Here is a 26,618-nt window from a genome sequence, read left to right as displayed (position 1 = left end):
AGCAGGCCTCACAGCTACAACGACTACCGGTCGCCGGTCGCGAAGGAAAGGTTGGCGGCATGAACCTTAATCGGTGTCCAAGATTACTTGACCAGTTCAAGCCCGCTCCCACATTTTGATCGTGTTTATTCAGAGAGGTTGGGGGGTGGACCTCGTGACGATGGTTTCCACATCCACCCCACGCGGCAACGTGCCGTACACCCGGCCGGACGATTCGCCGAGGCGGCTGGCGATAAACCCATCACTGACCGCCCCATTGCCCGCCTCCAGCAACAGCTTGGCCTGCAACGCCACGGCGATATCCTCGGTGAGTTGCCGCGCGCGATACTGGATGTCCTGAGTGTCCATAAACGCCGACTTCAACTGTTCGATATGCCGCGCCAACTGCTTGTCACCGTGCCCATCCCCCAGCTCGACAAACAACGCCTCCAACACCCCCGGCTCTTTCGACAGCGCGCGCAGCACATCCAGGCACTGCACATTGCCGGAACCTTCCCACGTCGAATTCACCGGTGCCTCACGGTACAAGCGCGGCAGGATGCTGTCTTCGACATACCCCGCACCGCCCATGCACTCGGCGGCTTCGTTGATCATTGCCGGCGCGCGCTTGCAGATCCAGTACTTGCCCACCGCCGTCACCAGCCGGGCGAACTTGGCTTCCTGTTCATCCCCAAGGTGATCCAGCGCACGGCCCATGCGCATGCTCAGCGCCAGCGCCGCTTCGCTTTCCAGCGCCAGGTCGGCGAGGACGTTTTGCATCAACGGTTGCTCGCTGAGTACACGACCGCCCACCGTCCGATGGGCGCAATGATGGCTGGCCTGGGTGAGTGCCTGGCGCATCAGGGCGCTGGAGCCGACCATGCAATCGAAGCGGGTCATGGCGACCATTTCGATGATGGTCGGTACGCCCCGGCCTTCTTCGCCGATCATCCACGCCAGGGCGCCACGGAACTCCACTTCGCTGGAGGCATTGGAGCAGTTGCCGAGTTTGTTTTTCAGGCGCTGGATATAGAACTCGTTACGCGTGTCATCCGGGCGGTGCCGGGGCAGCAGAAAACAGGTGAGGCCCTTGTCGGTCTGGGCCAGGGTCAGGAAGGCATCGCACATCGGTGCCGAGCAGAACCATTTGTGCCCTACCAGCTCATACGCCTGCCCGGGGCCGCCGGCACCCACCGGATAGGCACGGGTGGTGTTGGCGCGCACGTCGGTGCCGCCCTGCTTCTCGGTCATGGCCATGCCGATGGTGGCCCCGGCTTTATGGGCGATGCCGACGTTGCGTGGGTCGTATTCGGTGTTGAGGATTTTCGGCAGCCAGATGTCCGCCAAGTCGGGTTGCAGCCGCAGGGCCGGCACACAGGCGAAGGTCATGGTCAACGGGCAACCGGTGCCGGCTTCGGCCTGGCTGTGCAGGTAGGTCAAGCCGGCGCGGGCCACGTGGGCGCCCGCCTGCGGATGCGCCCATGGCAGCGATGGCAGGCCGTGCTCGACGGCCGTGCGCATCAGCTCGTGGTAGGCCGGGTGGAACTCCACCAGGTCGATGCGATGGCCATAACGGTCATGGCTGCTGAACTGCGGTTTGTTCTGATTCGCCAGGAACCCGGCCGCCATCAGCGGGCCACCGGCCAGCGCTCCGTAGGCATCCAGGCGTGCCTCGGCCCAGCCGGCGCCAAAGCGTCGCGACCACTCTTGCAAGGGCGCGTCGATGCGGTACAGGTTGGTGCCGTCCAGGGACGGCGGCTGGTTGGTGACGTCGTGGGTTTCGGCGAACTGATGCAGGTTCATGACGGGCCTCCTGGAAAAAAGGCCACGGTCATTGGTGGCCTGAATTTCAGTTAAGCACCGGCACTGCGCTTAAAAAAGTGGCATAGGCGCCTAATGTCCGGCGCTTTCGCCCTCGACCTGGCACAACACACAGCGCTCCAGCACCGCTTGCAACGCCTCGAAACGCACGGGTTTGGCCAGCCGTTCGGTGATCCCGATGCCATGGCAGCGCTCACGGTCTGATGTGTTCAGCGATGAACTCAGGGCGATGACCGGCAGCTCACCGCAGCCGGGCAAGGCACGGATCTGACAACACAACGAAAAGCCGCCTTCCGGCACGTCCAGCAATACCGCCTCGAAAGTCTCCCCCTGCAAGGCCGCCAGCGCCGCAGGGCCGCTGTCCACGGTTTTGACCCGGTAACCGAGCTTGAGCAGCATGCCGCGCACCGCCAACTGCCCGACGCTGTTGTCATCCACCAACAGCACCGCGCAGTCCTGCGGCGCGCGCTGCGGGCCAGGCCCGGCGGCGTTCGGCGCGGACGGCAGTGGCTTAACCTCGACTTCCAACTGGAAGCGACTGCCCTTGCGCGGTTCGGAATGATGGGTCAGGCGCCCACCCAACAACTCGATCAGTTGCCGGCAGATCGCCAGGCCAATGCCCAGGCCGCCGTATTCACGGGTGGTCGAACCGTCGAGCTGGAAGAAGCGCTGGTACAGCGTGGCCTCGTCAAGAAAGGCAAAGCCGATGCCACTGTCGGTGACGATAAAACTCAAGCGCAACGCCCCCGCGCCATCGGGCACACCGACCACGCGCACGCGCACTGCGCCTTGGTGGGTGAACTTGAAGGCGTTATCCAGCAGGCAATCCAGGCACTGGGTCAGCTTGTCTGCATCGCCGGTCACCCGGTCCGGTAGTTCATCCGCCACATCGATGGAAAACGCCAGGCCCTTGCTTTGCGCGCTGGCGCTGAATTGCTGGCGCAAGGTATCGAGCACGCCACGCAGGCTGAACACCTGCGGTTGGGCGGTGAGCCGGCCGGCTTGCAGCTCGGTGAGGGTGAGGATGCCATTGACCATGCGCATCATGTCCCGTGCCGAGCCGGCGGCGGTCTGCTGGTACTGCGCGAGGTCAGCGTCCAGGGGGACGGTTTGCATCAGTTCAAGGGAGCCGATCACGCCGTTCATCGGCGTGCGCAGCTCGTGGGTCAAGGTGGCGAGAAATTCGTCCTTGAGCCGGTTGCTGCGAGCCAGCTGCTGGTTGAGCACTTCGAGTTTCTGGCTGGCGTCGAACAGGATTTGCGCCTGCTGCTCACGCATACCGTTGATGCGATCCGCCAGGGCCAGGGACAGCAGTGCCACCTCGATGGCCGAGCCGATCTGGCTGGCGTACATGGTGAGGAAGACGTTGGGCAGGTAGCCCAATACCATCATGGTATTGACCACCCCACCGAGCAGGAAGGCCGACCAGGCAATGATGAAATACCGCGCCATGCGCTGGCCGCACAGCCAGGCTTTGATCGCGGCAATAAAGATGGTCACGGTGAACACCAGCGCCAGGCCGGTCGCCAGGCGCAGGGCCATGGCGTAGCTGGTCAGCAGCGCCAGCGCCATCACCAACGCACCGCAGGCGGCCAGCGCCAGCAAGATGCGGTCGATCCAACGGCTGTGCTGCGCGGTATGCAGGAAGCTGCGCGCGAACAGGCTGCCGAACAGCGCCGCCGAGCCGATCAGGAACGGCACCGCGGCATTCGTCCACCTCGGACTGTTCGGCCAGAAATACTCCACGGCCACGCCGTTGACCGACAGTTGGTACAAACCGAACGAGGCAATATAGAGGATGTAATAGAGGTAACTGGTGTCGCGCACGCTCAGGTAGATGAACAGGTTGTAGATCAACATGCCCAGCAAGACGCCGTAGATCGCGCCCAACACGTAGAGGCGCAGCGGCTGTTCTTCCAGGTAGGCGGTGCCGGCCCAGAGGGTCAGCGGTGCCTGGATCGAACCTTGGCTTTGCAGGCGCAGGTAGATGGTTTCCTGCTGGTCGGGCACGAAATTGAGCTTGAACAGGTAGTTGCTCTGGCGCACTTCCCGGCTGGAAAACGGCAGCGCACTGCCGGTACGGGTGCTCAGGCGGTAAGCGCCGGTGCTGTCGCTCTGGTACAGGTCCAGGTGATTGAGCGGCGGGTAGGCCAACTCCAGGAACCAGGTGCGTGGCGCGCGGGGATCCTTGGCCTGGTAATGCAGGTCGATCTTGAGCCAGAACACCGAACGCGAATAACCGGCATTGAGGGTGGCTTTGTCGTGGGTCTTGAACTGGGCGGCGTAAGCGGGGGAGCTGACTTCGGCGATGGTGAGGGCGTCGGTGGGGTCTTCGAGCACTTGCATCACTCGGCCCAGGGGCAGGCTTCGCGTGTCCTGGTTAAACCCGATGGCGTTGGCGAGCAGCGGCAACCCGCACAACAGTAAGATCAAAAAATAGCGCATAGAGCCCCAGCGTGGCCTGTCCGGTTATGTCAAAAAGCCCCCATTCCTTTTGAGAAGACGTATACCGGCGATACTGTTAGTAATTTGGATCCACTCTAGCATAGCTGCTAAAGGCCACTAGAGGCCATGTAAATAAATTTTACGAAGGCTCTAGGACAGTACTTTCAGAGCGTTTTTCCGTGTATGGCGAGCGCCAAAAAAGTGCCACACGCGGGGCAAAATTCAACCATCGTCAGACAGCCACGCAAAAAGCGTTTGGTGGTAAGCTCGCGCACCATGAATATCTACAGCTCTCGCCCCGTTGTCCTCTGTCTCTCCGGCCATGACCCCAGTGGTGGCGCCGGCCTGCAGGCAGATATCGAAGCCCTGCTCGCCCAGGGTTGCCATGCGGCTCCGGCCGTCACCGCCCTGACCGTGCAGAACACCGTCAATGTCAGCGATTTCCGCGTGCTCGACCGCGAGTGGGTGCTGGCTCAGGCCAATGCCGTACTGGGCGACTCCGAAGTCGCGGCGGTCAAGCTGGGCATGCTCGGTTCCACCGCCATGGTCGAGACCGTGGTCGAACTGCTGCAGGCGCACCCGCACCTGCCGGTGGTGTGCGACCCGGTGCTGCGCGCCGGTGGCGGTGGCAGCCTGGGCAAGGATGAAGTCGGCTTTGCCATGCGTGAACGTTTGTTCCCACTGTCGCTGATTGCCACGCCAAACCTGCCCGAAGCGCGCATCCTCGCCGAGCTGCCTGACGGCACCGCAGACGAATGCGCCGCGAAGCTGCTGCCGTATATCAGGCACCTGCTGATTACCGGCGGGCATGGCGACGAGCATGAAGTGCACAACCGCCTATATAGCCGCGACGGCACGCAGCAGACCTTCACCTGCCAGCGCCTGCCGGGCAGTTATCACGGTTCGGGCTGCACGCTGGCCAGTGCACTGGCGGGGCGAATCGCCCAGGGCGAAGGCCTGGTCAGCGCCGTGCAATCGGCCCTCAACTACACTTGGCGCACCCTGCGTGACGCCGAACAACTCGGCCAGGGCCAGTTTGTACCGCGCCGGTTGCCGCTGGATTTCTGCTCGTAAGACCAAGGGGCTTGCCCGATGAAACTACGTGGCCTTTACGCCATTACCGACAGCCAACTGTTGGCCGGCAAATTCCTCGCCTACGTCGAAGCGGCGTTGGACGGTGGGGTGACCCTGTTGCAGTACCGCGACAAAAGCAGCGACGAAGCCCGGCGCCTGCGCGAAGCGGAAAAGCTGCGGGAGCTGTGCTCACGCTACAAGACCCAGCTGATTATCAACGACGATGCCGAACTGGCCGCGCGCCTCGGCGTCGGCGTGCACCTGGGCCAGACCGACGGCCCGCTGACGCCCGCCCGTGCGTTGCTTGGCCCCAAGGCGATCATCGGCAGCACCTGCCACAGCCAGATTGAACTGGCCGAACAGGCTGCGAACGAGGGCGCCAGTTACGTCGCCTTCGGTCGCTTCTTCAATTCCAGCACCAAACCCGGCGCCCCGGCGGCCACCGTCGAGATGCTGGCCCAGGCCCGCGCGCGCCTGCAGGTGCCGATCTGCGTGATCGGCGGCATCACCCTGGAAAACGCCGCGCCGCTGGTGGCCCACGGGGCCGATTTGCTGGCGGTGGTCCACGGTCTGTTCGGTGCCGACAGCACCCAGGAAGTCACGCGCCGCGCCCGCGCCTTCAACGCCCTTCTTAAGATTTGATTTCAGAGAGCCCCATCATGTCCCGTTCCGAAACGCTGTTTGCCAATGCCCAGAAACACATCCCCGGCGGTGTGAACTCCCCCGTGCGTGCGTTCAAGAGCGTGGGCGGTACGCCGTTGTTCTTCAAGCATGCCGAAGGCGCCTACGTCACTGACGAAGATGACAAGCGTTATGTGGATTACGTTGGCTCGTGGGGCCCGATGATCCTCGGCCACAGCCACCCGGACGTGCTGGACGCAGTACGCAAGCAGCTGGAACACGGCTTGTCCTATGGCGCACCGACGGCCATGGAAACCGAGATGGCCGACCTGGTCTGCTCGATCGTGCCGTCGATGGAAATGGTGCGCATGGTCAGCTCCGGCACCGAAGCCACCATGAGCGCGATCCGCCTGGCCCGTGGTTTCACCGGCCGCGACAGCATCATCAAGTTCGAAGGCTGCTACCACGGCCACTCCGACAGCCTGTTGGTGAAAGCCGGTTCCGGCCTGCTGACCCAAGGCGTGCCGAGCTCGGCCGGTGTACCGGCTGCATTCGCTAAACACACCCTGACCCTGCCGTTCAACGACATCGCCGCCGTCGAGCAGATGCTCAATGAAGTGGGCCAGGACGTGGCCTGCATCATCGTCGAGCCAGTGGCCGGCAACATGAACTGCGTACCGCCGGCGCCGGGTTTCCTCGAAGGCCTGCGCGAGCAGTGCGACAAGCACGGCGTGGTGCTGATCTTCGACGAAGTAATGACCGGTTTCCGTGTGGCCCTCGGCGGCGCGCAGGCGCACTACGGCGTGACGCCGGACCTGAGCACCTTCGGCAAGATCATCGGTGGCGGCATGCCCGTCGGCTGCTTTGGCGGCAAACGCGAAATCATGCAGCACATCGCGCCGCTGGGTCCGGTGTACCAGGCAGGCACCTTGTCCGGTAACCCACTGGCCATGGCCGCTGGCCTGACCACCCTGCGCCTGATCAGCCGCCCGGGTTTCCATGCCGAACTGACCGACTACACCACGCGCCTGCTCGACGGCCTGCAACAGCGCGCCGACGCCGCCGGTATCCCGTTTGTCACCACGCAAGCGGGCGGCATGTTCGGCCTGTACTTCAGCGGTGCCGACGATATCGTCACCTTTGATGACGTGATGGGCAGCGATGCCGACCTGTTCAAACGCTTCTTCCATCTGATGCTGGAAGGCGGCGTGTACCTGGCGCCGAGCGCCTTTGAAGCGGGCTTCACTTCGATCGCCCATGGCGAAGCCGAGCTGAAATTGACCCTGGATGCCGCCGAGCGCGCGTTCGCTGCCTTGAAATAAGCCCATGCACATTCTGACGCTGCCCGCGGCGGCGTCAGATTTGCTACTTTGCTTACAGACATTTCCTGGTTTTTTCGAGAAATCACCTGCAATCCGGCAGATAACTTGCCCAACCAGCAGAAAAACGAGTAAAGACTTTGTAAGCAGAGGCCTGCTTATTTCATAATGCGCGCTTATTGGATCCCGCGAGGGTCCGCGTGCCCCGTCAGAGGTAAGTCGATTCCCATGAAACGCACCGGCCGCACCCTGGTTCTGGGCTGCCTGTTGCTCCTTCAGCCGCTGCTGGCACATGCACAAGCAGGCGGCAACTCGTTGTTAATCCCAGCGATGGGTCGTTGCACCCTCAATACCCAGCCAGACAGCCAGGCCGAAGCCTTGAGCGCGTGCCAGAAACAGGCCGACGGCGGGGATGCGCAGGCGCAATACGAGTTGGGTGAGTACTTCCACGACAGCAAGAACCCCGCCCGCGACCTCAACAAAGCCTTGAGCTACTTCGAGAAAGCCTCGTTGCAGGGCCATGCTCAGGCGCAATTCGAACTGGGCACCATGTTCTTCAAGGGCGAAGGCGTGCCGGCCAACAACGTCCAAGCGTATATCGTGTTGAAAATGGCGGCGGTCAACGGTGCCGAGGATGCGCTGGATACGGCCGACGAAGTGGCCGAACACATGCAGCGTGATGAGTTGGAAGTGGCGACTCAGGTGCTGGGGCAGATCTTTCGCAATTATCTGCAGGAATTGCAGAGTGCGGATGGGCGTTCGCCGTTTTCACCCTTGCCCTGACCAACCCCTGTGGCGAGGGAGCTTGCTCCCGCTGGGCTGCGAAGCGGCCCCAAAACCATTCACTGATAGTTATCTGACATGCCGCTAAATGGCATTGGGGCCGCTTCGCGCCCCAGCGGGAGCAAGCTCCCTCGCCACAAACGCCCTACTTCTCAGGCATCGGCATCGGAAACGGCATCACATTGCCCATCCCCCGCGCCTCGCTGATCTTCGGCGTGCCCAGGCGCTCGACTTCATCGATGCGCACAATCGAATGCATCGGCACAAAACTGCGTACCACGCCCTCGAACTGAGCCTTGAGCTTCTCTTCGCCCGGATCGACGACCAACTGGGTGCGCTCGCCAAAGACGAACTCCTCCACCTCCAGGAAACCCCACAGATCGCTCTGATAGATCTGCTTGGCGTACATTTCGAACACCTGGCCCTGGTTGAGGAAAATCACCTTATAGATTGGAGCTTCACGTTTGGTCATGGTGGGCGAGCAACACATCGGGGATATAAAAGAGGGCGCGAACTATAGCATGGCACCCGATGCACAACGCTAGGAACCAATGGGCATGCCCCCTATAATGCGCGGTTCTTTACCACCAGTTGACGATCCCCATGGCCAAGAAGCTTTACATCGAAACCCACGGTTGCCAGATGAACGAGTACGACAGCTCGCGCATGGTCGATCTGCTGGGCGAACATCAGGCCCTGGAAGTCACCGCCCGCGCCGAAGATGCCGACGTGATCCTGCTCAATACCTGCTCGATCCGCGAGCGGGCCCAGGACCGTGTGTATTCGCAGCTGGGCCGCTGGCGTGAATTGAAACTGGCCAACCCGGAGATGGTGATCGCCGTCGGCGGTTGCGTGGCCAGCCAGGAAGGCGCCGCGATTCGCGACCGCGCACCCTATGTCGACGTGGTCTTCGGCCCGCAGACCCTGCACCGCCTGCCGGAAATGATCGACGCTGCGCGCATCACCAAGCTGCCGCAGGTTGATGTGTCATTTCCTGAAATAGAAAAGTTCGACCATTTGCCCGAACCACGCATCGACGGGCCGAGCGCCTACGTGTCGGTGATGGAAGGTTGCAGCAAGTACTGCACCTTCTGCGTGGTGCCCTACACCCGCGGCGAAGAAGTCAGCCGGCCGTTTGATGATGTGCTGTCGGAAATCATCCACCTCGCCGAAAACGGCGTGCGTGAAGTGACCCTGCTGGGCCAGAACGTCAACGGCTATCGCGGCCTGACCCATGACGGCCGCCTGGCCGACCTGGCAGAGCTGATCCGCGTGGTCGCCGCCGTCGAAGGCATCGAGCGCATCCGCTACACCACCTCGCACCCACTGGAATTCTCCGACAGCCTGATCCAGGCCCACGCCGACGTGCCGGAACTGGTCAAACACCTGCACTTGCCGGTGCAATCGGGCTCGGACCGCATCCTGTCGGCGATGAAGCGCAACCACACCGCCCTGGAGTACAAATCCAAACTGCGCAAATTGCGCGCGGCGGTGCCGGGTATCTGCATCAGTTCGGACTTTATCGTCGGTTTCCCGGGCGAAACCGAGAAAGACTTCCAGCAGACCATGAAGCTGATCGAAGACGTCGGCTTCGACTTTTCCTACTCGTTCGTCTACAGCCAGCGCCCCGGCACACCGGCCGCCGACCTAGTGGACGAGACCCCGGAAGAACTGAAAAAAGAGCGCTTGAACGCACTGCAACACCGCTTGAATCAGCAAGGGTTCGAGATCAGCCGACAAATGGTTGGCTCGATCCAGCGCATCCTGGTCACCGACTATTCGAAGAAGGATCCGGGCGAGCTGCAAGGGCGCACCGAGAACAACCGAATCGTCAACTTCCGTTGCGATAATCCGACCCTGATCGGCCAATTTGCCGACGTGCACATCGACGCGGCGCAACCGCACTCGTTGCGGGGCTCGTTGATCAACTGATCGCAAAAACCTGAAGACAAATGAAGACCAAATGTGGGAGCTGGCTTGCCTGCGATAGCGGTTCAACAGGCAGCATCTATTTTGGATGTGCCGGCCCTATCGCAGGCAAGCCAGCTCCCACAGGGGTTCTTCATTGGTCTGGAGAGTGAAGCCAGCCCATTTAAGTGCTTTCGCACACCGGCCACTGGCGTTATTCTCTATTTCACCTCAACAGCCAAAGGGCGGCTAAAAGCGACCTTGAACGCACCCATCGTAGAACCCCATCGTTTTCTCCTCGAGCCGTTTGAGGCTCGCCGTTTCGCCAACCTGTGCGGACAGTTCGACGAGCACCTGCGCCTGATCGAACAGCGCCTGGGCATCGAGATCCGCAATCGCGGCAATCAGTTCGAGCTCGTGGGTGAAACCCAGTCCACTAAATCCGCAGAAAACCTGCTGCGCCGCCTCTACCGCGAAACCAAGGGTAGCGAGCTGTCGCCAGAAACCGTGCACCTGTATTTGCAGGAATCGGCTGTGGAAGACTTGGCCAACAACCCAGTAGCCGAAGCCAGCGTGGCCCTGCGGACCAAGAAAGGCATGATTCGCCCAAAAGGCCTGAATCAGCAGAAGTACGTCAAGGCAATCCTCGGTAACGACATCAATTTCGGCATCGGCCCCGCCGGTACCGGCAAGACCTACCTGGCCGTGGCCTGCGCCGTGGATGCCCTTGAGCGCGAGCAAGTGCGCCGCATCCTGCTGGTGCGCCCGGCGGTCGAAGCGGGCGAAAAGCTCGGTTTCCTGCCCGGCGACCTCGCACAGAAAATCGACCCGTACCTGCGCCCGCTCTACGACGCGCTTTACGAGATGCTTGGCTTTGAATACGTGGCCAAGCTGATCGAACGCCAAGTCATCGAGATCGCCCCGCTGGCCTACATGCGCGGCCGCACCTTGAGCAACAGTTTCATCATCCTCGACGAAAGCCAGAACACCACGGTCGAGCAGATGAAGATGTTCCTGACCCGCATCGGGTTTGGCTCCACAGCGATTATCACCGGCGACATTACCCAGGTTGACCTGCCCAAGGGCACCAAGTCGGGCTTGAGCCATGTGATTGAAGTGCTCAAGGACGTGCCGGGCATCAGTTTCACGCACTTCTCGCCCAAGGACGTGGTGCGCCACCCGCTGGTGCAGCGCATCGTCGAGGCCTACGAGCGCTTCGAACACCGTGACGATGGTTTGTCCAAGGACGCTCGCCGCGATGCTTGAGCTAGACCTGCAACTGGCCACCGAAGCGCCCGCCCCCAGTGAAGAGCAGTTCCGCCAATGGTGCGCCCTGGCCCTGCGCCAGCGCACCGCCGACTCGGAGCTGACCATCCGCCTGGTGGACGAGCCCGAAGGCCGCGAACTGAACCACACCTGGCGCCAGAAGGATTACGCGACCAACGTGCTGTCCTTCCCCGCCGACGTGCCCGATGAGTTACTGGATATCCCACTGCTGGGTGACCTGGTGATCTGCGTCGAGGTCGTCGAGCGCGAGGCCAAGGAACAAGGCAAGGCACTGGAAGCCCATTGGGCACATCTGGTCATCCACGGCTGCTTGCATCTCTTGGGTTACGACCATATAGACGATGACGAAGCCGAGGAAATGGAAACACTGGAACAAACGTTGCTTGCTGAATTGGGTCATCCAGACCCGTACGCAGATGACGAAAACTAAGACACTCAACTGAAACAACAAAGGATTTAGAGTAATCGCTATGAGCGAAGACCGATCGAGCAACGGGCAGAAGTCATGGCTGGGTAAACTGACCCAGGCTTTTGCCCACGAGCCGAAAAACCGCCAGGAGCTGCTGGAGCTGCTGCGCGAGGCCCACCAGAACAAATTGCTGGACAGCGAAGCGCTGGCCATCGTCGAGGGCGCCATCCAGGTCGCTGACCTGCAAGTACGCGACATCATGGTCCCGCGCTCGCAGATGATCAGCATCAAGGCCACCCAGACCCCACGGGAATTCCTCCCGGCCGTGATCGACTCGGCGCACTCGCGCTACCCGGTGATCGGTGAAAGCCACGACGACGTCATGGGCGTCCTGCTGGCCAAGGACCTGCTGCCGCTGATCCTCAAGGAGAACGGCGACAACTTCAACATCAAGGACCTGCTGCGCCCGGCCACCTTCGTGCCCGAATCCAAGCGCCTGAATGTGCTGCTGCGTGAGTTCCGCGCCAACCACAATCACATGGCCATTGTGATCGACGAATACGGCGGTGTTGCTGGCTTGGTCACGATTGAAGACGTGCTGGAACAGATCGTCGGCGACATCGAAGACGAGCACGACGTCGAAGAAGACAGCTACATCAAGCCGCTGCCCAGCGGTGACTTCCTGATCAAGGCGCTGACGCCGATCGAGAACTTCAACGAGTTCTTCGACAGCGAATTCTCCGACGATGAATTCGACACCGTGGGCGGCCTGGTGATGAATGCGTTTGGCCACCTGCCAAAACGTAACGAAACCACCGAGATCGGCGCGTACCGCTTCCGCATCCTCAACGCGGACAGCCGTCGTATCCACTTGATCCGCTTGACCCCCATTGCCCGTTAAGGAAGGGGTGGGTCATCAGCTATTTCCTGTGTCGCGTTGCCCCTGAGAGCGGGCCAGGCAAGGCGCAGGCCGCAGGGAATGGCATTCCCTTTTCAAGGCCTGCAACGCAGCATGGCCCGCTCTCAGGGGCAACCCGAAGGGCCGGGCCTGCTGCGGCACAGGGCTGCGTTACTCGTCGTTCATTTGGAAAAACCAAACCACACTCCTCGCGCCTTGCCCTGTGCCGCAGCAGGCCCGGCGCGACACAGGAAATAGCTGATGACCCACCCCTACATGCGCCGTCTGATCGCACCCGGCTGGCCCGGTAATTTGCTGGCCGTGGTGGCCGGCGCCATCACCACCCTGGCGCTGGCGCCGTTCGATCTGTGGCCGTTTGCGCTGATCGCCGTCGGATTGTTCTATATCGGCCTGCGGGAACTGAGCCCACGCCAGGCCCTGGGCCGTGGCTGGTGCTTCGGTTTCGGCCTGTTTGGCGCTGGCACCAGCTGGATCTACTACAGCATCCACCACTTCGGCGGCGCTTCGGTGCTGCTGGCGGGCTTGCTGATGCTGGCGTTTACCGCTGCCATCGCCCTGTTCTTCGCCCTGCCTGCCTGGCTGTGGGCACGCTGGCTGCGCCGCAATGAAGCGCCGCTGGCCGATGCGCTGACTTTTGCGGCCTTGTGGGTCGGCCAGGAAGCGTTTCGCGGCTGGTTCCTCACCGGTTTCCCATGGCTTTACTCCGGTTACAGCCAACTCGACGGCCCGCTGACGGGCCTCGCGCCATTGGGTGGGATGTGGCTGATTTCTTTCGCCCTGGCGCTGACCGCCGCGCTGCTGTGCAACCTGCCGCGCCTGTTGGCGAGCAAGCGCAACGCCTTTATCGGCGCGGGCCTGGTGTTGCTGGTGGCGCCTTGGGCTATCGGCCTGGCACTCAAGCATCACGCCTGGACCACGCCGTCCGGCGCACCGCTGACGGTCGCCGCGATCCAGGGCAACGTCGCACAAAGCATGAAGTGGGACCCCGAGCAGCTCAATGCGCAGCTCGCCCTGTACCGCGACATGAGCTTCGCCTCCAAGCCGGTGGACCTGCTGATCTGGCCGGAAACCGCCGTGCCGGTACTCAAGGAGTCGGTTGAAGGCTACCTGGGGATGATGGGCAAGTTCGCCGCCGACCGGCACAGCGCGCTGATCACCGGCGTACCGATCCGCCAGGAAGTGCATCACCAGAAGCGTTACTTCAACGGCATCACCGTGGTCGGCGAAGGCGAAGGTACTTACCTCAAGCAGAAACTGGTGCCGTTTGGCGAGTACGTGCCACTGCAGGACATGCTGCGCGGGCTGATTGCCTTCTTCGACCTGCCGATGTCGGACTTCGCCCGCGGCCCGGCAGACCAGCCGATGTTGCAGGCCAAGGGCTATCAGATTGCACCGTTCATTTGCTACGAAGTGGTGTACCCGGAGTTCGCCGCCGGCCTTTCCGCCCGCAGCGACTTGTTGCTGACCATCAGCAACGACACCTGGTTCGGCACCTCCATCGGCCCCTTGCAGCACCTGCAAATGGCGCAGATGCGTGCACTGGAGGCCGGCCGCTGGATGATCCGCGCCACCAACAACGGCGTGACCGGCCTGATCAACCCGTACGGGCAGATCACGGCGCAGATCCCGCAGTTTGAGCGCGGGATTCTTTATGGTGAAGTGGTGCCGATGCACAACCTTACGCCGTACCTGCAATGGCGGTCGTGGCCGTTGATTATTGTGTGTGTGCTGCTGTTTGGCTGGGCGCTGTTGGCCGGGCGAATGGCAAAAACCGTCTGACCGCCGAACACAGAACCCATGTGTGAACTGGCTTATGTGGGAGCTGGCTTGCCTGCGATGGCATCACCTCAGTACAACTGATACACCGAGGTGCCTGCATCGCAGGCAAGCCAGCTCCCACAGTTGATCCACTGTGTTGCGGGTTATCAGTAAAAAAGCCGGTAACCCACCTGCCCCACCGCCTCATTGATCAACTGCCCGCTCTGCCAGATCGACTTGAACTCCGGCATCCAGCCGCCCAACGGCCGGGCGTTGTCCACGCCGAGGAAACCGACCGGCCCTGGCACCACGGTGAAGCCGGCCTGCTCAAAGCTCCACACCGAACGCGGCATGTGCCAGGCCTGGGTAACCACCACCACGCGCTTGATGCCTTCGGGCAGCAGAATTTCGGCACTCATCTGGGCGTTTTCCCAAGTAGTACGGCTGCGTTCTTCCTTCCAGCGCACCGTGACACCGAAGTCATCCCTCATCGACACGGCCATCAACTCGGCCTCGCTGGGCGGCGTGCCGTAGTGCAACCCTCCGCTGGTCAACACCGGCAACCCCGACGCCTTGGCCAGACGCGCCGCATAACGCTCGCGCTCAAGCCCGACGCCGGTGGGTTGGTCGGTGCCCCACGCCGGATCGCCGCGCTCGCGCCCCGAACCCAGCACCACAATGGCGTCGGCGCGTTGCGCCAGGGTCGTCCACTCTTCCCGCGCCAACGGCGGCTCTGTCTCCAGAGCGTGAGCGCCCCACTCCACCATCACCGGCAGGCTGATCAGCCACATTCCGCCCAGCCCCAGCGCAAAACAACATCCCGCCAGCCGCGGACGGCTACGACGAAACCACCAGGCAAGCGCCAACAGCAGCAAGAAAATACCGGGCGGCAACAACAATTGTTTGATGAAATAACGAAAAGGCATCGGGCATCTCCAAAGATGCCCGAAGCCTAGATGCAACGGGATTTAGCGACAATCTTTACCAGCACAATTTGAGAAGGTTTACAGATAACGCTGTGCATCACTTGCACCGTACGACCCGTAGCTTTTCCGGGCCGCGAGCGGCAGGCAAGTCTTTCAGCCAAACCACCTTGGCCGAGCGCAAGGAATCCTGAGCAGGCGGGGAGGCCTGTTCATACGATGCGCGGTGGTGATTGGACTCCAGGAAAACCTTGATCAGTTCAAGCTCTGCCTGGCTCAAGCCACGCAACTCCAGCTCCTCAGGCAACTCATCACACAAGCGGCCTGCTGTTTTTGCTGCATCCAATGCACGACCCAAACGGTCGATCAGTCCCTCGTACAACTGCGGTTTCGTTAAAGTTCGCTGCGATTCAGCCATCCCCTCACCTCATTGAAGAAAAGTCTTGCTCCCCAATAAACAGCGTAGCCCCCGTGGCTGCACCTGCCTGGTGCCGCGACAGACGGCCCTGGCTGCGCAATCAGGGTTTCCCTCGATAGAGTGGGGTCATGTATGCTACGGCGCTTCCTGTAACTCCACTTCCCGCAGGGTTTGGGCACGGACGCGCCGCTTTTTGGTGTCGATCATCCTGAACGTTGCACCGAAGAGGATTAGGCCACCCCTATTCAGTTCAAAAGTAGCCATGCACGAACAATATCAGCCCCGTGAAATCGAAAATGCCGCCCAAACCTTCTGGGACGAGCAAAAGTCCTTTGAAGTCAGTGAACAGCCAGGCAAGGAGACTTACTACTGCCTATCGATGTTCCCTTACCCCAGCGGCAAGCTACACATGGGGCACGTGCGCAACTACACCATCGGCGACGTAATCTCGCGCTACCAGCGCATGCTCGGCAAGAACGTCCTGCAACCCATGGGTTGGGACGCCTTCGGCATGCCGGCGGAAAACGCCGCGATGAAAAACAACGTGGCCCCCGCCAAGTGGACCTACGAAAACATCGCCTACATGAAGACCCAGCTGCGCAGCCTGGGCCTGGCGGTGGATTGGTCCCGCGAAGTGACCACCTGCAAGCCGGATTACTACCGCTGGGAACAATGGCTGTTCACTCGCCTGTTCGAAAAAGGTGTGATCTACAAAAAGAGCGGCACCGTTAACTGGGACCCGATCGACCAGACCGTACTCGCCAACGAACAGGTGATCGACGGTCGTGGCTGGCGTTCCGGCGCGCTGATCGAAAAGCGCGAAATCCCGATGTACTACTTCAAGATCACCGCCTACGCGGATGAACTGCTGTCGAGCCTCGACGATCTGCCGGGCTGGCCTGAACAGGTCAAGACCATGCAGCGCAACTGGATCGGCAAGTCCAAGGGCATGGAAGTGCAATTCCCGTACAACGTCGACTCGATCGGCGTTGCTGGCGCACTGAAAGTCTTCACCACCCGTCCAGACACGTTGATGGGCGCGACCTACGTCGCCGTGGCCGCCGAACACCCGCTGGCCACCCAGGCGGCACAGAACAACCCTGAGCTGCAGGCGTTCATCGCCGAATGCAAAGGCGGCAGCGTGGCCGAAGCCGACGTCGCTACCCAAGAGAAAAAAGGCCTGCCGACCGGGCTGTTCGTCGAGCACCCACTGACTGGCGAAAAACTGCCGGTGTGGGTCGCCAACTACGTGCTGATGCACTACGGCGATGGCGCAGTAATGGCTGTGCCGGCCCACGACGAGCGTGATTTCGAGTTCGCCACCAAGTACGCCTTGCCGATCAAGTCGGTGGTGCGCACCAGCTCCGGCGACACCAACCCGGCCCCATGGCAAGACGCCTACGGCGAGCACGGCACCCTGATCAATTCCGGCGAGTTCGACGGCCTGGACTTCCAGGGCGCGTTCGACGCCATGGAAGTCGCCCTGATCAAGAAGAACCTGGGCGCCTCGCGCACCCAGTTCCGCCTGCGCGACTGGGGCATCAGCCGCCAGCGCTACTGGGGCTGCCCGATCCCGATCATCCACTGCGAAACCTGCGGTGACGTGCCAGTACCGGAAGACCAACTGCCAGTCGTGCTGCCGGAAGATGTGGTGCCGGACGGCGCCGGTTCGCCGTTGGCGCGCATGCCTGAGTTCTACGAATGCAGCTGCCCTAAATGCGGCCAGCCTGCCAAGCGTGAAACCGACACCATGGACACCTTCGTCGAGTCCTCGTGGTACTACGCCCGCTACGCCTCGCCGCACTACGAGGGTGGCCTGGTAGAGAAATCCGCAGCCGACCATTGGTTGCCGGTGGACCAGTACATCGGTGGTATCGAACACGCCATTCTTCACCTGCTGTACGCGCGCTTCTTCCACAAGCTGATGCGTGACGAAGGCCTGGTGAGCTCCGATGAGCCGTTCAAGAACCTGCTGACCCAAGGCATGGTGATCGCCGAGACCTACTACCGTCGTGAAGCCAACGGTGCCTACACCTGGTTCAACCCGGCGGACGTCGAACTGGTGCGTGACAGCAAAGCCAAGGTCATCAGCGCCAAGCTGATCTCGGACGGCCTGCCGGTGGAAATCGGTGGCACCGAGAAGATGGCCAAGTCGAAGAACAACGGCGTTGACCCACAGTCGATGATCGACCAGTTCGGCGCCGACACCTGCCGCCTGTTCATGATGTTTGCCTCGCCGCCGGACATGAGCGCCGAATGGTCCGACTCCGGTGTCGAAGGCTCGCACCGCTTCCTCAAGCGCGTCTGGCGCCTGGCGCACGCCCATATCAGCCAGGGCTTGCCGGGCAAACTGGACGTGGCCGGCCTGAGCGACGAGCAGAAAGTCATTCGTCGCAGCACGCACCTGGCGATCCGCCAAGCGAGCCAGGACGTGGGCCAGAACCACAAGTTCAACACCGCCATCGCCCAGGTGATGACGCTGATGAACGTGCTGGAAAAAGCCCCGCAAGCGACCGAACAGGACCGCGCACTGATTCAGGAAGGCCTGGAAACGGTCACCCTGCTGCTGGCGCCGATCACACCGCACATCAGCCACGACCTGTGGAACCGACTGGGCCACGACGGCGCCGTCATTGATGCAGCCTGGCCAAAGCAGGATGACAACGCCCTGGTCCAGGACACACTGCAACTGGTGATCCAGGTCAACGGCAAGCTGCGTGGCCAGATCGACATGCCGGCCAGCGCCAGCCGTGAAGACGTCGAAGCCGCAGCACGCGTCAACGAGAACGTGCTGCGCTTCACCGAAGGCCTGACGATCCGCAAAGTGATCGTCGTGCCTGGCAAACTGGTCAATATCGTCGCCAGCTAAATCGGATCGGGCACGGGGTTCGAACCCCGCGCCGAACAAAACCTTCAGGGCCTCGATAAGGCCCACCTGGTTTCAAGGGGAGCAACACAATGATCAAACGCAATCTGCTGGTGATGGGCCTGGCCGTACTGCTGAGCGCTTGCGGCTTCCAGCTGCGCGGCACCGGCACCAATGACCTGACGATCAAGGAACTGGACCTCAGCGCACGCGACGCCTACGGCGACACCGTGACCCAGCTGCGCCAGGTTCTGGAAAACAGCGGCGTCAAGGTTTATACCGGCGCGACCTACAAGCTGTTCCTGGCCAGCGAGAAAGAAACCCAGCGTAACCTGAGCTACGCCAGCGCCGGCCGCGCGTCCGACATCGAACTGGCCACCGAGCTGACCTTCGAAGTCCGTGGCCGTGATAGCTTGCCGCTGATGGGTGACAAGATCGTCGTCCAGAAGATCGTCAGCCACGACGGCAACAACCTGGTCGGTTCGGACTCCGAGACCATTCAGGTGCGCAAGGAAATCCGTCGCGAACTGGTACAGCGCGTGATGCTGCGTCTGCAAATGCTGACACCGGAAAAACTCGACACCTTGCAGCAAGCCGCCGACAACAAAGCCAAGGCTGACGCCGACGCCCTGAAAGCCGCGCAAGAGTACGAAGACAACACGCCGAAACAATCGCCTGTTGAAGTCCCAGTCGAGTAAGCCAGACGGGGCGCCCCAAGCGCCCCGTTCGCCCCGCCTATGAAACTCGCCCCCGCCCAACTCGCCAAACACCTGCAAGGTGGCCTTGCGCCTGTCTATATCGTCAGCGGTGATGACCCGCTGCTATGCCAGGAAGCTGCCGACGCCATCCGCACTGCCGCGCGCCAGCAAGGCTTCGATGAACGCCAGGTGTTTGCCGCCGACGCCAGTTTCGACTGGGGCACGTTGCTGCAAGCTGGGGCGAGCATGTCGCTGTTCGCCGAGAAACGCCTGTTGGAACTGCGCTTGCCTTCGGGCAAGCCCGGCGACAAAGGCGCGGCCGCCTTGATGGAATACTGCTCACGCCCGGCCGAAGACACGGTGCTGTTGATCAGCCTGCCCAAGCTCGACGGCAGTGCGCAGAAAACCAAGTGGGGCAAGGCGTTGGTGGAGGGTCCGCAGACCCAGTTCATCCAGATCTGGCCGGTGGACAGCAATCAGTTGCCGCAATGGATTCGTCAGCGCCTGTCCCAGTCGGGGCTGTCGGCGACGCAAGACGCTGTGGAGCTGATTGCCGCGCGGGTAGAAGGCAACTTGCTGGCGGCCGCCCAAGAGATCGAGAAGCTCAAGCTGATGGCCGAAGACGGGCAGATCACCGTCGAAACCGTGCAAGGCGCGGTGGCTGACAGCGCACGGTTTGACGTCTTCGGGTTGGTGGATGCGATCCTCAACGGCGAACCTGCCCACGCCTTGCGCATGCTCGAAGGCCTGCGCGGCGAAGGCGTGGAGCCACCGGTGATTCTCTGGGCCCTGGCCCGTGAGCTGCGGGTGCTGGCCAATATTGCTCTGCAATACAGCCAGGGCACGCCGCTGGACAAGTGCTTCAGCCAGGCCCGGCCACCGGTGTGGGACAAGCGCAAACCCCTGATGAGCAAAGCCCTGCAACGGCACTCGGCGCAACGCTGGGCGCAACTGTTGCTGGAAGCCCAGCGCATCGATGCACAGATCAAGGGCCAGGCGGCGGGTTCGCCGTGGATGAGTTTGAGCCGCTTGTCGCTGTTGATGGCCGGCCAGCGCCTGACGCTTCCCGCCGAATAATCCCTCCCAGTCACCGCATTCCCCTGTGGGAGCTGGCTTGCCTGCGATAGCGGAGTATCAGTGCCGGAGATGCAAGCTGGTCCACCGCTATCGCAGGCAAGCCAGCTCCCACATTATTAACCGTGCCCACTTTATAGTGTGAAAACGCCTACATATCGCAGGGCTTTACATGCGCACAACTTCGGCAGATGATTTGCACCGTTTCAACCACCCAACGAGAGTACACACCATGAGCAAAAAGCCATCCAAGCATGGCCCCAACAAGGCCAAATCCATCATCGCCCAGCCACTGTTCCGCAGCCGTCAAGAACGCGCCGGCAAGGGCAAAGGCAGCTACCGCCGCGAAGCCTTCCAGTCTAATAGCTGGGAGGCTTCTTACTTTCTGGCTGCCTGAAGGCAAGCGCCCCTTTGGCATGATAAGGTCTGCACCTGATTTGTAATCCCTGGACCTGTGCATGCCCTCTTGTCTCTCCCGTCGTTGGCACCTTCGCCAATTGATCGCTGCCTCCAGCCTCATTCTGCTCGTCGCCTGTGCGGAGAAACCTACCGCCGCCGACGCTCAACCCCTGCCCAAACTCCAGACCGCTCCAGTCGTGGCCCCCGCTGTCGTGGCGCCCCTGGCCGTGGACAACCTGGATATCCAGCCGACCCAGACCTTCGCCGAATGGCAGGCCGGGTTTCGCGAACAAGCCATGAAAGCCGGGATCACCCCCGCCGTTTTTGACAATGCCTTTGCCAACGTCACGCCAGACATGGCCGTTATCCGCGCCGACCGCAGCCAGCCGGAATTTTCCCGGCCGGTGTGGGAATACCTCAACGGCGCCCTGTCGCCGCTGCGTGTGCGCAATGGCCAGGCGCTGCTGATCAAGTACGCCGACATCCTGCAACGCATCGAGGAACGTTATGGCGTGGATCGCCAGGCCTTGGTCTCGGTGTGGGGCATGGAAAGCAACTTCGGCCAGTTCCAGGGCAACAACTCGGTGATCCGCTCCCTGGCGACCCTGGCCTACGAAGGCCGTCGCCCGGCGTTTGCCCAGGCGCAATTGCTGGCGGCGCTGCAAATCATCCAGCATGGCGATATCCAGGCCGACCAGATGAAAGGCTCCTGGGCCGGCGCCATGGGCCAGACCCAGTTCATCCCGACCACCTACAACACCCACGCCGTGGACTTCGATGGCGACGGTCGCCGCGATATCTGGAACAGCCCGGCCGACGCCCTCGCCTCCACCGCGCACTACCTGCAAAGCTCCGGCTGGCAGAAAGGCCAACCGTGGGGGTTTGAGGTCGATCGACTGCCGGCAGGCTTCGATTACGCCTTGGCCGACGGCGGTGTCCGCAAGACCGTCGCCGACTGGCTGAAACTGGGCATCCAACTGCCACCCGGCGCGAGCATGCCGCCGAACGTAGACCAGCTATCCGCTGCCCTGCTGCTACCTGCGGGTTATCGTGGGCCGGCATTCCTGGTGCTGGATAACTTCCGCGCGATCCTCAAGTACAACAACTCGTCGTCCTACGCGCTGGCGGTCGGCCTGCTATCGGAGCGATTTGGCGGCGGTGGTGTGATTCGTGGCGATTGGCCGAAGGATGAACTGCCGCTGAGTCGTTCCCAGCGCATCGACTTGCAGACCGTGCTGAACGCCAAGGGCTATGAGGCCGGCAACCCGGACGGGATTATCGGCGCCAATACGCGCAAGGCGATTCGGGCGGCGCAGCAGTCGTTGGGTTGGCCGGCGGATGGGTATCCGACGGTGAAGTTGCTGGAGTCGTTGCAAAACCGCTAGATCTGCTTATGGCCACTACCGCTATCGCAGGCAAGCCAGCTCCCACAGGGGAATGCATTCCAAATGTGGGAGCTGGCTTGCCTGCGATGACGCCATCACCAGCAACAATTATTTAAAGACCACATCCTGCTCCAACACCAACCGCTGCTCCCCCGCATCCAACCGCACCAACGCGCCCATCGGCAGTGTCAGGTTCGGGTCGCAATGCCCACTGCGCCACCCAGCCAGCACCGGAATGCACAACGGCTCGAAGGTCTGCTTGAGCAAACGCTCCAACGCCGCCGGGTCCACCCCTGCAACATCCCCCACCAAAACGCCGGCAACCTGGGCCAGCTTGCCCGCCAGGCGCAGATGCGTGAGCAAGCGGTCGATGCGGTAGATCGGCTCGTTGACGTCTTCGATCAACAGGATGATGCCTTCGGCGTCGATTTCAAAGGGCGTGCCCATCACTGCCGCAATCATCGACAGGTTGCCCCCCAGCAAGCGCCCACAGGCGATGCCTGGCGCAATTGTGGTCAACGGGTAGGCCACCGGGTGCGCCAGCACGCTGCCGGCGCCGAGATCGCCGCGCAGCATGCTGAGCAGGGAAGACTCGGTCGGTGGTTGCTTGTCGCCCAACAGGTCGGCGTTGAGCATCGGCCCGTGGAAGGTCACAAAACCGGCGTAGCGGCTAATCGCAAGATGCAGAGCGGTGATGTCGCTATAGCCGACGAACGGCTTGGGGTTGTGCCGTAGCAGGTCGAAATCCAGGCGATCGAGCAGGCGTGGCGTGCCGTAGCCGCCGCGCAGGCAGAAGATGGCGTCGATATCAGGGTTGGCGAAGGCGGCGTGGAGGTCGTCGAGGCGGGTTTTATCGCTGCCGGCGAGATAGCCGTCGCGCTCGTAAACACCGGGGAAGATGCGCAGCTCATAGCCACGGGAACGCATCCACTGGCCGGCTTTTTCGACGTCCAGAGTGGCCGGGCCGGCAGGGGCGATCAGGGCGATGGTGCCTTCTGATCGCAAGGCAGGTACGGCAATGCTCATCCACAATTCTCCCTGACTAATGCATAACGAAATGTGGGAGCGGGCTTGCTCGCGAAAGCGCAGTGTCAGTCAATAAATCAGGTGACTGAACCACCGCTTTCGCGAGCAAGCCCGCTCCCACATTGGATTTGCGGCGTTGCGTAAATCTATATCAGGAAACCAGGCTCGCCTTGACCAGCTTGGCCTGTTCGTCAGCGTGGTACGACGAACGTACCAATGGGCCCGACGCGACGTTCTTGAAGCCCATCTTGTAACCTTCCTCGGCGAACCAGGCGAAGGTGTCCGGGTGCACAAAACGCTGCACCGGCAAGTGGCTGCGGGACGGTTGCAGGTACTGGCCCAGGGTCAGCATGTCGATGTCGTGTTCGCGCATGCGCTTCATGACTTCGATGACTTCTTCGTCGGTCTCGCCCAGGCCCAGCATCAGGCCGGATTTGGTCGGGATGTGCGGCATCATCTGCTTGAATTTCTGCAGCAGGGTCAGCGACCACTGGTAGTCCGAACCCGGACGCGCGGCCTTGTACAGGCGCGGAACGGTTTCCAGGTTGTGGTTGAACACATCCGGCGGCTCGGCGGCGGTGATTTCCAGGGCGACGTCCATGCGGCCACGGTAGTCCGGCACCAGGGTTTCGAGCATCACGTTCGGCGACAGCTTGCGGATCTCGCGGATGCAGTCGGCAAAGTGCTGGGCACCGCCGTCACGCAGGTCGTCGCGGTCTACCGAGGTGATCACCACGTACTTGAGGCGCAGGTCGGCGATGGCGATGGCCAGGCTTTCCGGCTCGTTGACGTCCAGTGGCTTCGGCCGGCCGTGGCCCACGTCGCAGAACGGGCAACGACGGGTGCAGATGTCACCCATGATCATGAAGGTGGCGGTGCCGCCGGAGAAGCACTCGCCCAGGTTCGGGCAGGAGGCTTCTTCGCACACGCTGTGCAGCTTGTGCTTGCGCAGCAGGGCCTTGATACGGTCGACTTCCGGCGAAACCGGGATACGCACGCGGATCCAGTCGGGTTTCTTCGGCAGTTCGGTGGTCGGAATGATCTTCACCGGGATGCGTGCAACCTTCTCGGCGCCGCGCAGCTTGACGCCGGCTTCCACCTTGGCACGCGGGGCCGGGGCCGGACGATCGGTAACGTCCACCGTCGGGATCATGGTTTGCACTGCATCAGTAGTCATAATCAGTCGATTCCGCCCGTAAGGGTCGTCTGCTCAGCATAGTCGAGGTGTTTGACGAGCTGCGCACGCAGCCGGGCACTAACCTCGGCAAATTTAATCGGTGTGGCGTGGTCGCTCAGTTGGGTCATCGCCAGCCCGGCATAGCCGCACGGGTTGATCCGACGAAACGGCGCCAGGTCCATGTCTACGTTCAGGGCCAGGCCGTGAAAGGAACAACCGTGGCGAATGCGCAGCCCCAGGGAGGCGATTTTCGCGCCATCCACGTACACGCCAGGTGCATCGGGCTTGGCCGCGGCGGTCACGCCGTAGCTGGCCAGCAGCTCGATCAGGCATGTCTCCATGCGGCTGACCAGGTCGCGTACGCCAAAACCCAGCTTGCGCACATCCAACAATAGGTATGCGACAAGTTGTCCTGGGCCATGGTAAGTCACTTGGCCACCTCGGTCGACCTGCACCACCGGAATATCCCCCGGCAACAGCAGATGCTCAGCCTTGCCGGCCTGGCCCTGGGTGAACACCGGCGGGTGCTCCACCAGCCAGATCTCGTCCGGGGCCGAGGTACCGCGCTCGTTGGTGAACCGCTGCATGGCATGCCAGACCGGCTCGTAGGCCATCTGGCCGAGCTCGCGAAAGCCCAGGACGCCTGACATCACAGCACCATGTGCACGAAGCCGGTGGCCCGCAGTTCGCTGTTGATGTCGTAGAGCTGGTCTTGACCGGTCGCAACGATGTGCAACTGGATCGTAGTGTATTTACCGTTGGTGCTCGAACGCTCGTCCACTCGGTTGTCGTTGATCGTCGCGTGTTTGCGCACGATTGCGATGATGGTGTCTTTGTTGCCCACGCCGGTATCGCTGATCACTTTGACGGGATAATCCGTCACTGGGAATTCGATCTTTGGCGCCTTTACTTCGGTATCGGTCATGGCGTAACGGCCTCGTAAGCGTAAGCCGTGGCGACGGGCAAAGCCCCGCGTCGGATCAACGCGGGGCTTTGCAGGTGCACACTTATCAGTTGAACAAGCTGTAGAAGAATAGACGGATGCTATCCCACACGCGGCGGAAGATACCACCTTCGTCGACGGCGTCCAGCGCGATCAGGTCGGCGCTGTGCACCACCTTGTCGTCCAGCTTCACTTCGACCTTGCCGATCACGTCACCCTTGGCGATTGGCGCAATCAGTTGCGGGTTCATGGTCATGCTGGCAGCGAGCTTTTTCAGCTGGCCTTTAGGCATGGTCAGGGTCAGGTCTTCAGCCAGGCCGGCCTTGACTTGGGAAGTCGCGCCTTTCCACACCGGCGCGGTCGCCAGCTCAGCACCCTTCTGGTAGAAGGTCTGGGTTTCGAAGAAGCGGAAACCGTAGGTCAGCAGTTTTTGCGTCTCGGCCGCACGGGCCTGCTCGCTGTTGGTGCCGAAGACCACGGCGATCAGGCGTTGGCCGTCACGTACGGCGGACGACACCATGCAGTAGCCAGCTTCGTCGGTGTGGCCGGTTTTCAGGCCATCGACGGTCTTGTCACGCCACAGCAGCAGGTTGCGGTTAGGCTGCTTGATGTTGTTCCAGAAGAATTCTTTCTGGGAGTAGATCGCGTAGTGCACCGGGTCGACACGGATGATCGCGCGCGCCAGGATCGCCATGTCGTGAGCCGACGAATAGTGCTCAGGGTTTGGCAGGCCGGTCGGGTTCATGAAGTGGCTGTTGGTCATGCCCAGGTCAGCCACGGTTTTGTTCATCATGTCGGCGAAGGCGTCTTCGCTGCCGGCGATGTGCTCGGCCAGGGCCACGCTGGCGTCGTTGCCGGACTGGATGATGATGCCGTGCAGCAGGTCGCTCACGGTCACTTGCGAACCGACCTTGATGAACATCCGCGAACCGCCGGTGCGCCAGGCGTTTTCGCTGACGGTCACCGGGTCGTTTTCGCCGATCTGGCCGCGACGGATTTCCAGGGTCGCGATGTAGGCGGTCATCAGCTTGGTCAGGCTGGCTGGAGGCAGACGCTGGTCACCATTGCTCTCGACCAGCACGTTGCCGCTGGCGGCATCCATGAGGACCCAGGCCTTGGCGGCCAGTTGCGGGGAAGCCGGCACCATTTCAACCGCCCAGGCGGCCGGGGTGATGATCAGCGAAAGGAGCAGGCACGTGCGTTTGGCTAAGGAGGTGATGTTCATCCGTCTCTCGAAATTGCTTATGGAAACTTGCCCTCGCGGGCAAAACTTATTCAGACAGGCCGTTGCCAGACTGTCGCGTGTTCGGTTGCCCGCTCACCCCTTGCCCCTGGGTTTTATTGTTCAACGAGCCAACAACCAGGGTTCAAGCCCACATTCGTGCC

General features: G+C 61.7%; 24 protein-coding genes. 14 read left to right on the top strand and 10 right to left on the bottom strand.

The features are described 5' to 3' along the window. Nucleotides 1-129: 129 nt before the first annotated feature. Nucleotides 130-1,782 carry an acyl-CoA dehydrogenase family protein gene (locus ACZRMO_RS23065; RefSeq protein WP_463974285.1) on the bottom strand — a complete coding sequence of 551 codons (1,653 nt, stop codon included), beginning with the start codon at nt 1,780-1,782 and terminating at the stop codon, nt 130-132. Nucleotides 1,783-1,872: 90 nt separating this feature from the next. Further along, nucleotides 1,873-4,245, bottom strand: a complete 2,373-nt coding sequence (locus tag ACZRMO_RS23060; protein ID WP_463974284.1) for a hybrid sensor histidine kinase/response regulator — start codon at nt 4,243-4,245, stop codon at nt 1,873-1,875. A gap of 276 nt (nt 4,246-4,521) precedes the next feature. Between ACZRMO_RS23060 and ACZRMO_RS23055 the strand changes: the two genes are divergently transcribed. The 4 genes from ACZRMO_RS23055 to ACZRMO_RS23040 all read left to right on the top strand — a co-directional run bounded on the left by ACZRMO_RS23055 (nt 4,522) and on the right by ACZRMO_RS23040 (nt 8,042). Further along, nucleotides 4,522-5,319 carry a hydroxymethylpyrimidine/phosphomethylpyrimidine kinase gene (locus ACZRMO_RS23055; RefSeq protein WP_463974283.1) on the top strand — a complete coding sequence of 266 codons (798 nt, stop codon included), beginning with the start codon at nt 4,522-4,524 and terminating at the stop codon, nt 5,317-5,319. An 18-nt stretch (nt 5,320-5,337) separates the two neighbouring features. Further along, on the top strand, nt 5,338-5,961 hold the full coding sequence (gene thiE / locus ACZRMO_RS23050) for a thiamine phosphate synthase (RefSeq protein ID WP_207043178.1): 624 nt from the start codon (nt 5,338-5,340) through the stop codon (nt 5,959-5,961). A gap of 17 nt (nt 5,962-5,978) precedes the next feature. Further along, nucleotides 5,979-7,262 (top strand): glutamate-1-semialdehyde 2,1-aminomutase, encoded by a 1,284-nt coding sequence (hemL, locus tag ACZRMO_RS23045; protein WP_016973898.1) that lies wholly within the window; start codon nt 5,979-5,981, stop codon nt 7,260-7,262. A 225-nt stretch (nt 7,263-7,487) separates the two neighbouring features. Further along, on the top strand, nt 7,488-8,042 hold the full coding sequence (locus tag ACZRMO_RS23040; protein ID WP_101273142.1) for a tetratricopeptide repeat protein: 555 nt from the start codon (nt 7,488-7,490) through the stop codon (nt 8,040-8,042). Nucleotides 8,043-8,187: 145 nt separating this feature from the next. Here the strand turns inward: ACZRMO_RS23040 and ACZRMO_RS23035 are convergent, their stop codons facing one another. Beyond that, nucleotides 8,188-8,514 carry a DUF1820 family protein gene (locus tag ACZRMO_RS23035; RefSeq protein ID WP_017735645.1) on the bottom strand — a complete coding sequence of 109 codons (327 nt, stop codon included), beginning with the start codon at nt 8,512-8,514 and terminating at the stop codon, nt 8,188-8,190. Nucleotides 8,515-8,645: 131 nt separating this feature from the next. Here ACZRMO_RS23035 and miaB point away from each other — a divergent pair, with 131 nt between their 5' ends. From miaB to lnt, 5 genes are all read left to right on the top strand, one after another. Then, on the top strand, nt 8,646-9,974 hold the full coding sequence (miaB, locus tag ACZRMO_RS23030) for a tRNA (N6-isopentenyl adenosine(37)-C2)-methylthiotransferase MiaB (protein ID WP_124527846.1): 1,329 nt from the start codon (nt 8,646-8,648) through the stop codon (nt 9,972-9,974). Between the two features lie 237 nt (nt 9,975-10,211). Continuing rightward, nucleotides 10,212-11,216, top strand: coding sequence for a PhoH family protein (locus tag ACZRMO_RS23025; protein WP_463974282.1), 1,005 nt, complete (start codon nt 10,212-10,214; stop codon nt 11,214-11,216). After that, nucleotides 11,209-11,667 (top strand): rRNA maturation RNase YbeY, encoded by a 459-nt coding sequence (gene ybeY / locus ACZRMO_RS23020; RefSeq protein ID WP_017735642.1) that lies wholly within the window; start codon nt 11,209-11,211, stop codon nt 11,665-11,667. Before ACZRMO_RS23025 ends, ybeY begins: the two co-directional genes overlap by 8 nt. Nucleotides 11,668-11,707: 40 nt before the next feature. Then, nucleotides 11,708-12,547 carry an HlyC/CorC family transporter gene (locus tag ACZRMO_RS23015; RefSeq protein WP_017735641.1) on the top strand — a complete coding sequence of 280 codons (840 nt, stop codon included), beginning with the start codon at nt 11,708-11,710 and terminating at the stop codon, nt 12,545-12,547. A 273-nt stretch (nt 12,548-12,820) separates the two neighbouring features. Further along, nucleotides 12,821-14,344: an apolipoprotein N-acyltransferase gene (gene lnt / locus ACZRMO_RS23010; RefSeq protein ID WP_463974287.1), complete on the top strand. Its 1,524-nt coding sequence runs from the start codon at nt 12,821-12,823 to the stop codon at nt 14,342-14,344. Nucleotides 14,345-14,490: 146 nt separating this feature from the next. Here lnt and ACZRMO_RS23005 read toward each other — a convergent pair whose 3' ends face one another. Both ACZRMO_RS23005 and ACZRMO_RS23000 read right to left on the bottom strand, forming a co-directional pair. Beyond that, nucleotides 14,491-15,249 (bottom strand): YdcF family protein, encoded by a 759-nt coding sequence (locus ACZRMO_RS23005; RefSeq protein ID WP_463974281.1) that lies wholly within the window; start codon nt 15,247-15,249, stop codon nt 14,491-14,493. Nucleotides 15,250-15,346: 97 nt separating this feature from the next. Then, entirely contained in the window at nt 15,347-15,664 is a 318-nt protein-coding gene (locus ACZRMO_RS23000; RefSeq protein ID WP_124526347.1) for a hypothetical protein, read from the bottom strand. Between the two features lie 262 nt (nt 15,665-15,926). On the opposite strand from ACZRMO_RS23000, the gene leuS reads away from it, so the two are divergent. The 5 genes from leuS to ACZRMO_RS22975 all read left to right on the top strand — a co-directional run bounded on the left by leuS (nt 15,927) and on the right by ACZRMO_RS22975 (nt 22,086). Continuing rightward, nucleotides 15,927-18,533, top strand: a complete 2,607-nt coding sequence (gene leuS / locus ACZRMO_RS22995) for a leucine--tRNA ligase (RefSeq protein WP_463974280.1) — start codon at nt 15,927-15,929, stop codon at nt 18,531-18,533. Between the two features lie 89 nt (nt 18,534-18,622). Continuing rightward, complete coding sequence (locus ACZRMO_RS22990; protein WP_463974279.1) at nt 18,623-19,228, top strand: LPS-assembly lipoprotein LptE; 606 nt, start codon at nt 18,623-18,625, stop codon at nt 19,226-19,228. Nucleotides 19,229-19,267: 39 nt separating this feature from the next. After that, the gene (gene holA, locus ACZRMO_RS22985; protein WP_192299028.1) at nt 19,268-20,305 is read left to right on the top strand and encodes a DNA polymerase III subunit delta; all 1,038 of its coding nucleotides are present in this window, start codon (nt 19,268-19,270) and stop codon (nt 20,303-20,305) included. A gap of 229 nt (nt 20,306-20,534) precedes the next feature. After that, nucleotides 20,535-20,699: an alternative ribosome rescue factor ArfA gene (arfA, locus tag ACZRMO_RS22980; protein ID WP_003176285.1), complete on the top strand. Its 165-nt coding sequence runs from the start codon at nt 20,535-20,537 to the stop codon at nt 20,697-20,699. A 61-nt stretch (nt 20,700-20,760) separates the two neighbouring features. Continuing rightward, nucleotides 20,761-22,086 carry a lytic murein transglycosylase gene (locus ACZRMO_RS22975; protein WP_463974278.1) on the top strand — a complete coding sequence of 442 codons (1,326 nt, stop codon included), beginning with the start codon at nt 20,761-20,763 and terminating at the stop codon, nt 22,084-22,086. Between the two features lie 108 nt (nt 22,087-22,194). Here ACZRMO_RS22975 and ACZRMO_RS22970 read toward each other — a convergent pair whose 3' ends face one another. From ACZRMO_RS22970 to ACZRMO_RS22950, 5 genes are all read right to left on the bottom strand, one after another. Further along, complete coding sequence (locus tag ACZRMO_RS22970) at nt 22,195-23,112, bottom strand: S66 peptidase family protein (RefSeq protein WP_463974277.1); 918 nt, start codon at nt 23,110-23,112, stop codon at nt 22,195-22,197. 151 nt (nt 23,113-23,263) lie between these two features. Beyond that, nucleotides 23,264-24,265, bottom strand: coding sequence for a lipoyl synthase (gene lipA / locus ACZRMO_RS22965; RefSeq protein ID WP_017735632.1), 1,002 nt, complete (start codon nt 24,263-24,265; stop codon nt 23,264-23,266). Between the two features lie 26 nt (nt 24,266-24,291). After that, on the bottom strand, nt 24,292-24,939 hold the full coding sequence (gene lipB, locus ACZRMO_RS22960; protein ID WP_017735631.1) for a lipoyl(octanoyl) transferase LipB: 648 nt from the start codon (nt 24,937-24,939) through the stop codon (nt 24,292-24,294). Next, entirely contained in the window at nt 24,939-25,214 is a 276-nt protein-coding gene (locus ACZRMO_RS22955) for a DUF493 domain-containing protein (RefSeq protein ID WP_124526353.1), read from the bottom strand. Before ACZRMO_RS22955 ends, lipB begins: the two co-directional genes overlap by 1 nt. 85 nt (nt 25,215-25,299) lie before the next feature. Then, nucleotides 25,300-26,457 carry a D-alanyl-D-alanine carboxypeptidase family protein gene (locus tag ACZRMO_RS22950; RefSeq protein ID WP_463974276.1) on the bottom strand — a complete coding sequence of 386 codons (1,158 nt, stop codon included), beginning with the start codon at nt 26,455-26,457 and terminating at the stop codon, nt 25,300-25,302. Between the last annotated feature and the right edge of the window lie 161 nt (nt 26,458-26,618).

The sequence above is a fragment of the Pseudomonas sp. B611 genome (assembly GCF_055407965.1).
This window is presented reverse-complemented; position numbering and strand designations above follow the sequence as displayed.

Bases quoted from the DNA above. Each gene is read 5' to 3' on its own strand.
- ACZRMO_RS23065 (WP_463974285.1), bottom strand. From the start codon at position 1,782: ATGAACCTGCATCAGTTCGCCGAAACCCACGACGTCACCAACCAGCCG.
- ACZRMO_RS23060 (WP_463974284.1), bottom strand. From the start codon at position 4,245: ATGCGCTATTTTTTGATCTTACTGTTGTGCGGGTTGCCGCTGCTCGCC.
- ACZRMO_RS23055 (WP_463974283.1), top strand. From the start codon at position 4,522: ATGAATATCTACAGCTCTCGCCCCGTTGTCCTCTGTCTCTCCGGCCAT.
- thiE (WP_207043178.1), top strand. From the start codon at position 5,338: ATGAAACTACGTGGCCTTTACGCCATTACCGACAGCCAACTGTTGGCC.
- hemL (WP_016973898.1), top strand. From the start codon at position 5,979: ATGTCCCGTTCCGAAACGCTGTTTGCCAATGCCCAGAAACACATCCCC.
- ACZRMO_RS23040 (WP_101273142.1), top strand. From the start codon at position 7,488: ATGAAACGCACCGGCCGCACCCTGGTTCTGGGCTGCCTGTTGCTCCTT.
- ACZRMO_RS23035 (WP_017735645.1), bottom strand. From the start codon at position 8,514: ATGACCAAACGTGAAGCTCCAATCTATAAGGTGATTTTCCTCAACCAG.
- miaB (WP_124527846.1), top strand. From the start codon at position 8,646: ATGGCCAAGAAGCTTTACATCGAAACCCACGGTTGCCAGATGAACGAG.
- ybeY (WP_017735642.1), top strand. From the start codon at position 11,209: ATGCTTGAGCTAGACCTGCAACTGGCCACCGAAGCGCCCGCCCCCAGT.
- ACZRMO_RS23015 (WP_017735641.1), top strand. From the start codon at position 11,708: ATGAGCGAAGACCGATCGAGCAACGGGCAGAAGTCATGGCTGGGTAAA.
- lnt (WP_463974287.1), top strand. From the start codon at position 12,821: ATGCGCCGTCTGATCGCACCCGGCTGGCCCGGTAATTTGCTGGCCGTG.
- ACZRMO_RS23005 (WP_463974281.1), bottom strand. From the start codon at position 15,249: ATGCCTTTTCGTTATTTCATCAAACAATTGTTGTTGCCGCCCGGTATT.
- ACZRMO_RS23000 (WP_124526347.1), bottom strand. From the start codon at position 15,664: ATGGCTGAATCGCAGCGAACTTTAACGAAACCGCAGTTGTACGAGGGA.
- leuS (WP_463974280.1), top strand. From the start codon at position 15,927: ATGCACGAACAATATCAGCCCCGTGAAATCGAAAATGCCGCCCAAACC.
- ACZRMO_RS22990 (WP_463974279.1), top strand. From the start codon at position 18,623: ATGATCAAACGCAATCTGCTGGTGATGGGCCTGGCCGTACTGCTGAGC.
- holA (WP_192299028.1), top strand. From the start codon at position 19,268: ATGAAACTCGCCCCCGCCCAACTCGCCAAACACCTGCAAGGTGGCCTT.
- arfA (WP_003176285.1), top strand. From the start codon at position 20,535: ATGAGCAAAAAGCCATCCAAGCATGGCCCCAACAAGGCCAAATCCATC.
- ACZRMO_RS22975 (WP_463974278.1), top strand. From the start codon at position 20,761: ATGCCCTCTTGTCTCTCCCGTCGTTGGCACCTTCGCCAATTGATCGCT.
- ACZRMO_RS22970 (WP_463974277.1), bottom strand. From the start codon at position 23,112: ATGAGCATTGCCGTACCTGCCTTGCGATCAGAAGGCACCATCGCCCTG.
- lipA (WP_017735632.1), bottom strand. From the start codon at position 24,265: ATGATCCCGACGGTGGACGTTACCGATCGTCCGGCCCCGGCCCCGCGT.
- lipB (WP_017735631.1), bottom strand. From the start codon at position 24,939: ATGTCAGGCGTCCTGGGCTTTCGCGAGCTCGGCCAGATGGCCTACGAG.
- ACZRMO_RS22955 (WP_124526353.1), bottom strand. From the start codon at position 25,214: ATGACCGATACCGAAGTAAAGGCGCCAAAGATCGAATTCCCAGTGACG.
- ACZRMO_RS22950 (WP_463974276.1), bottom strand. From the start codon at position 26,457: ATGAACATCACCTCCTTAGCCAAACGCACGTGCCTGCTCCTTTCGCTG.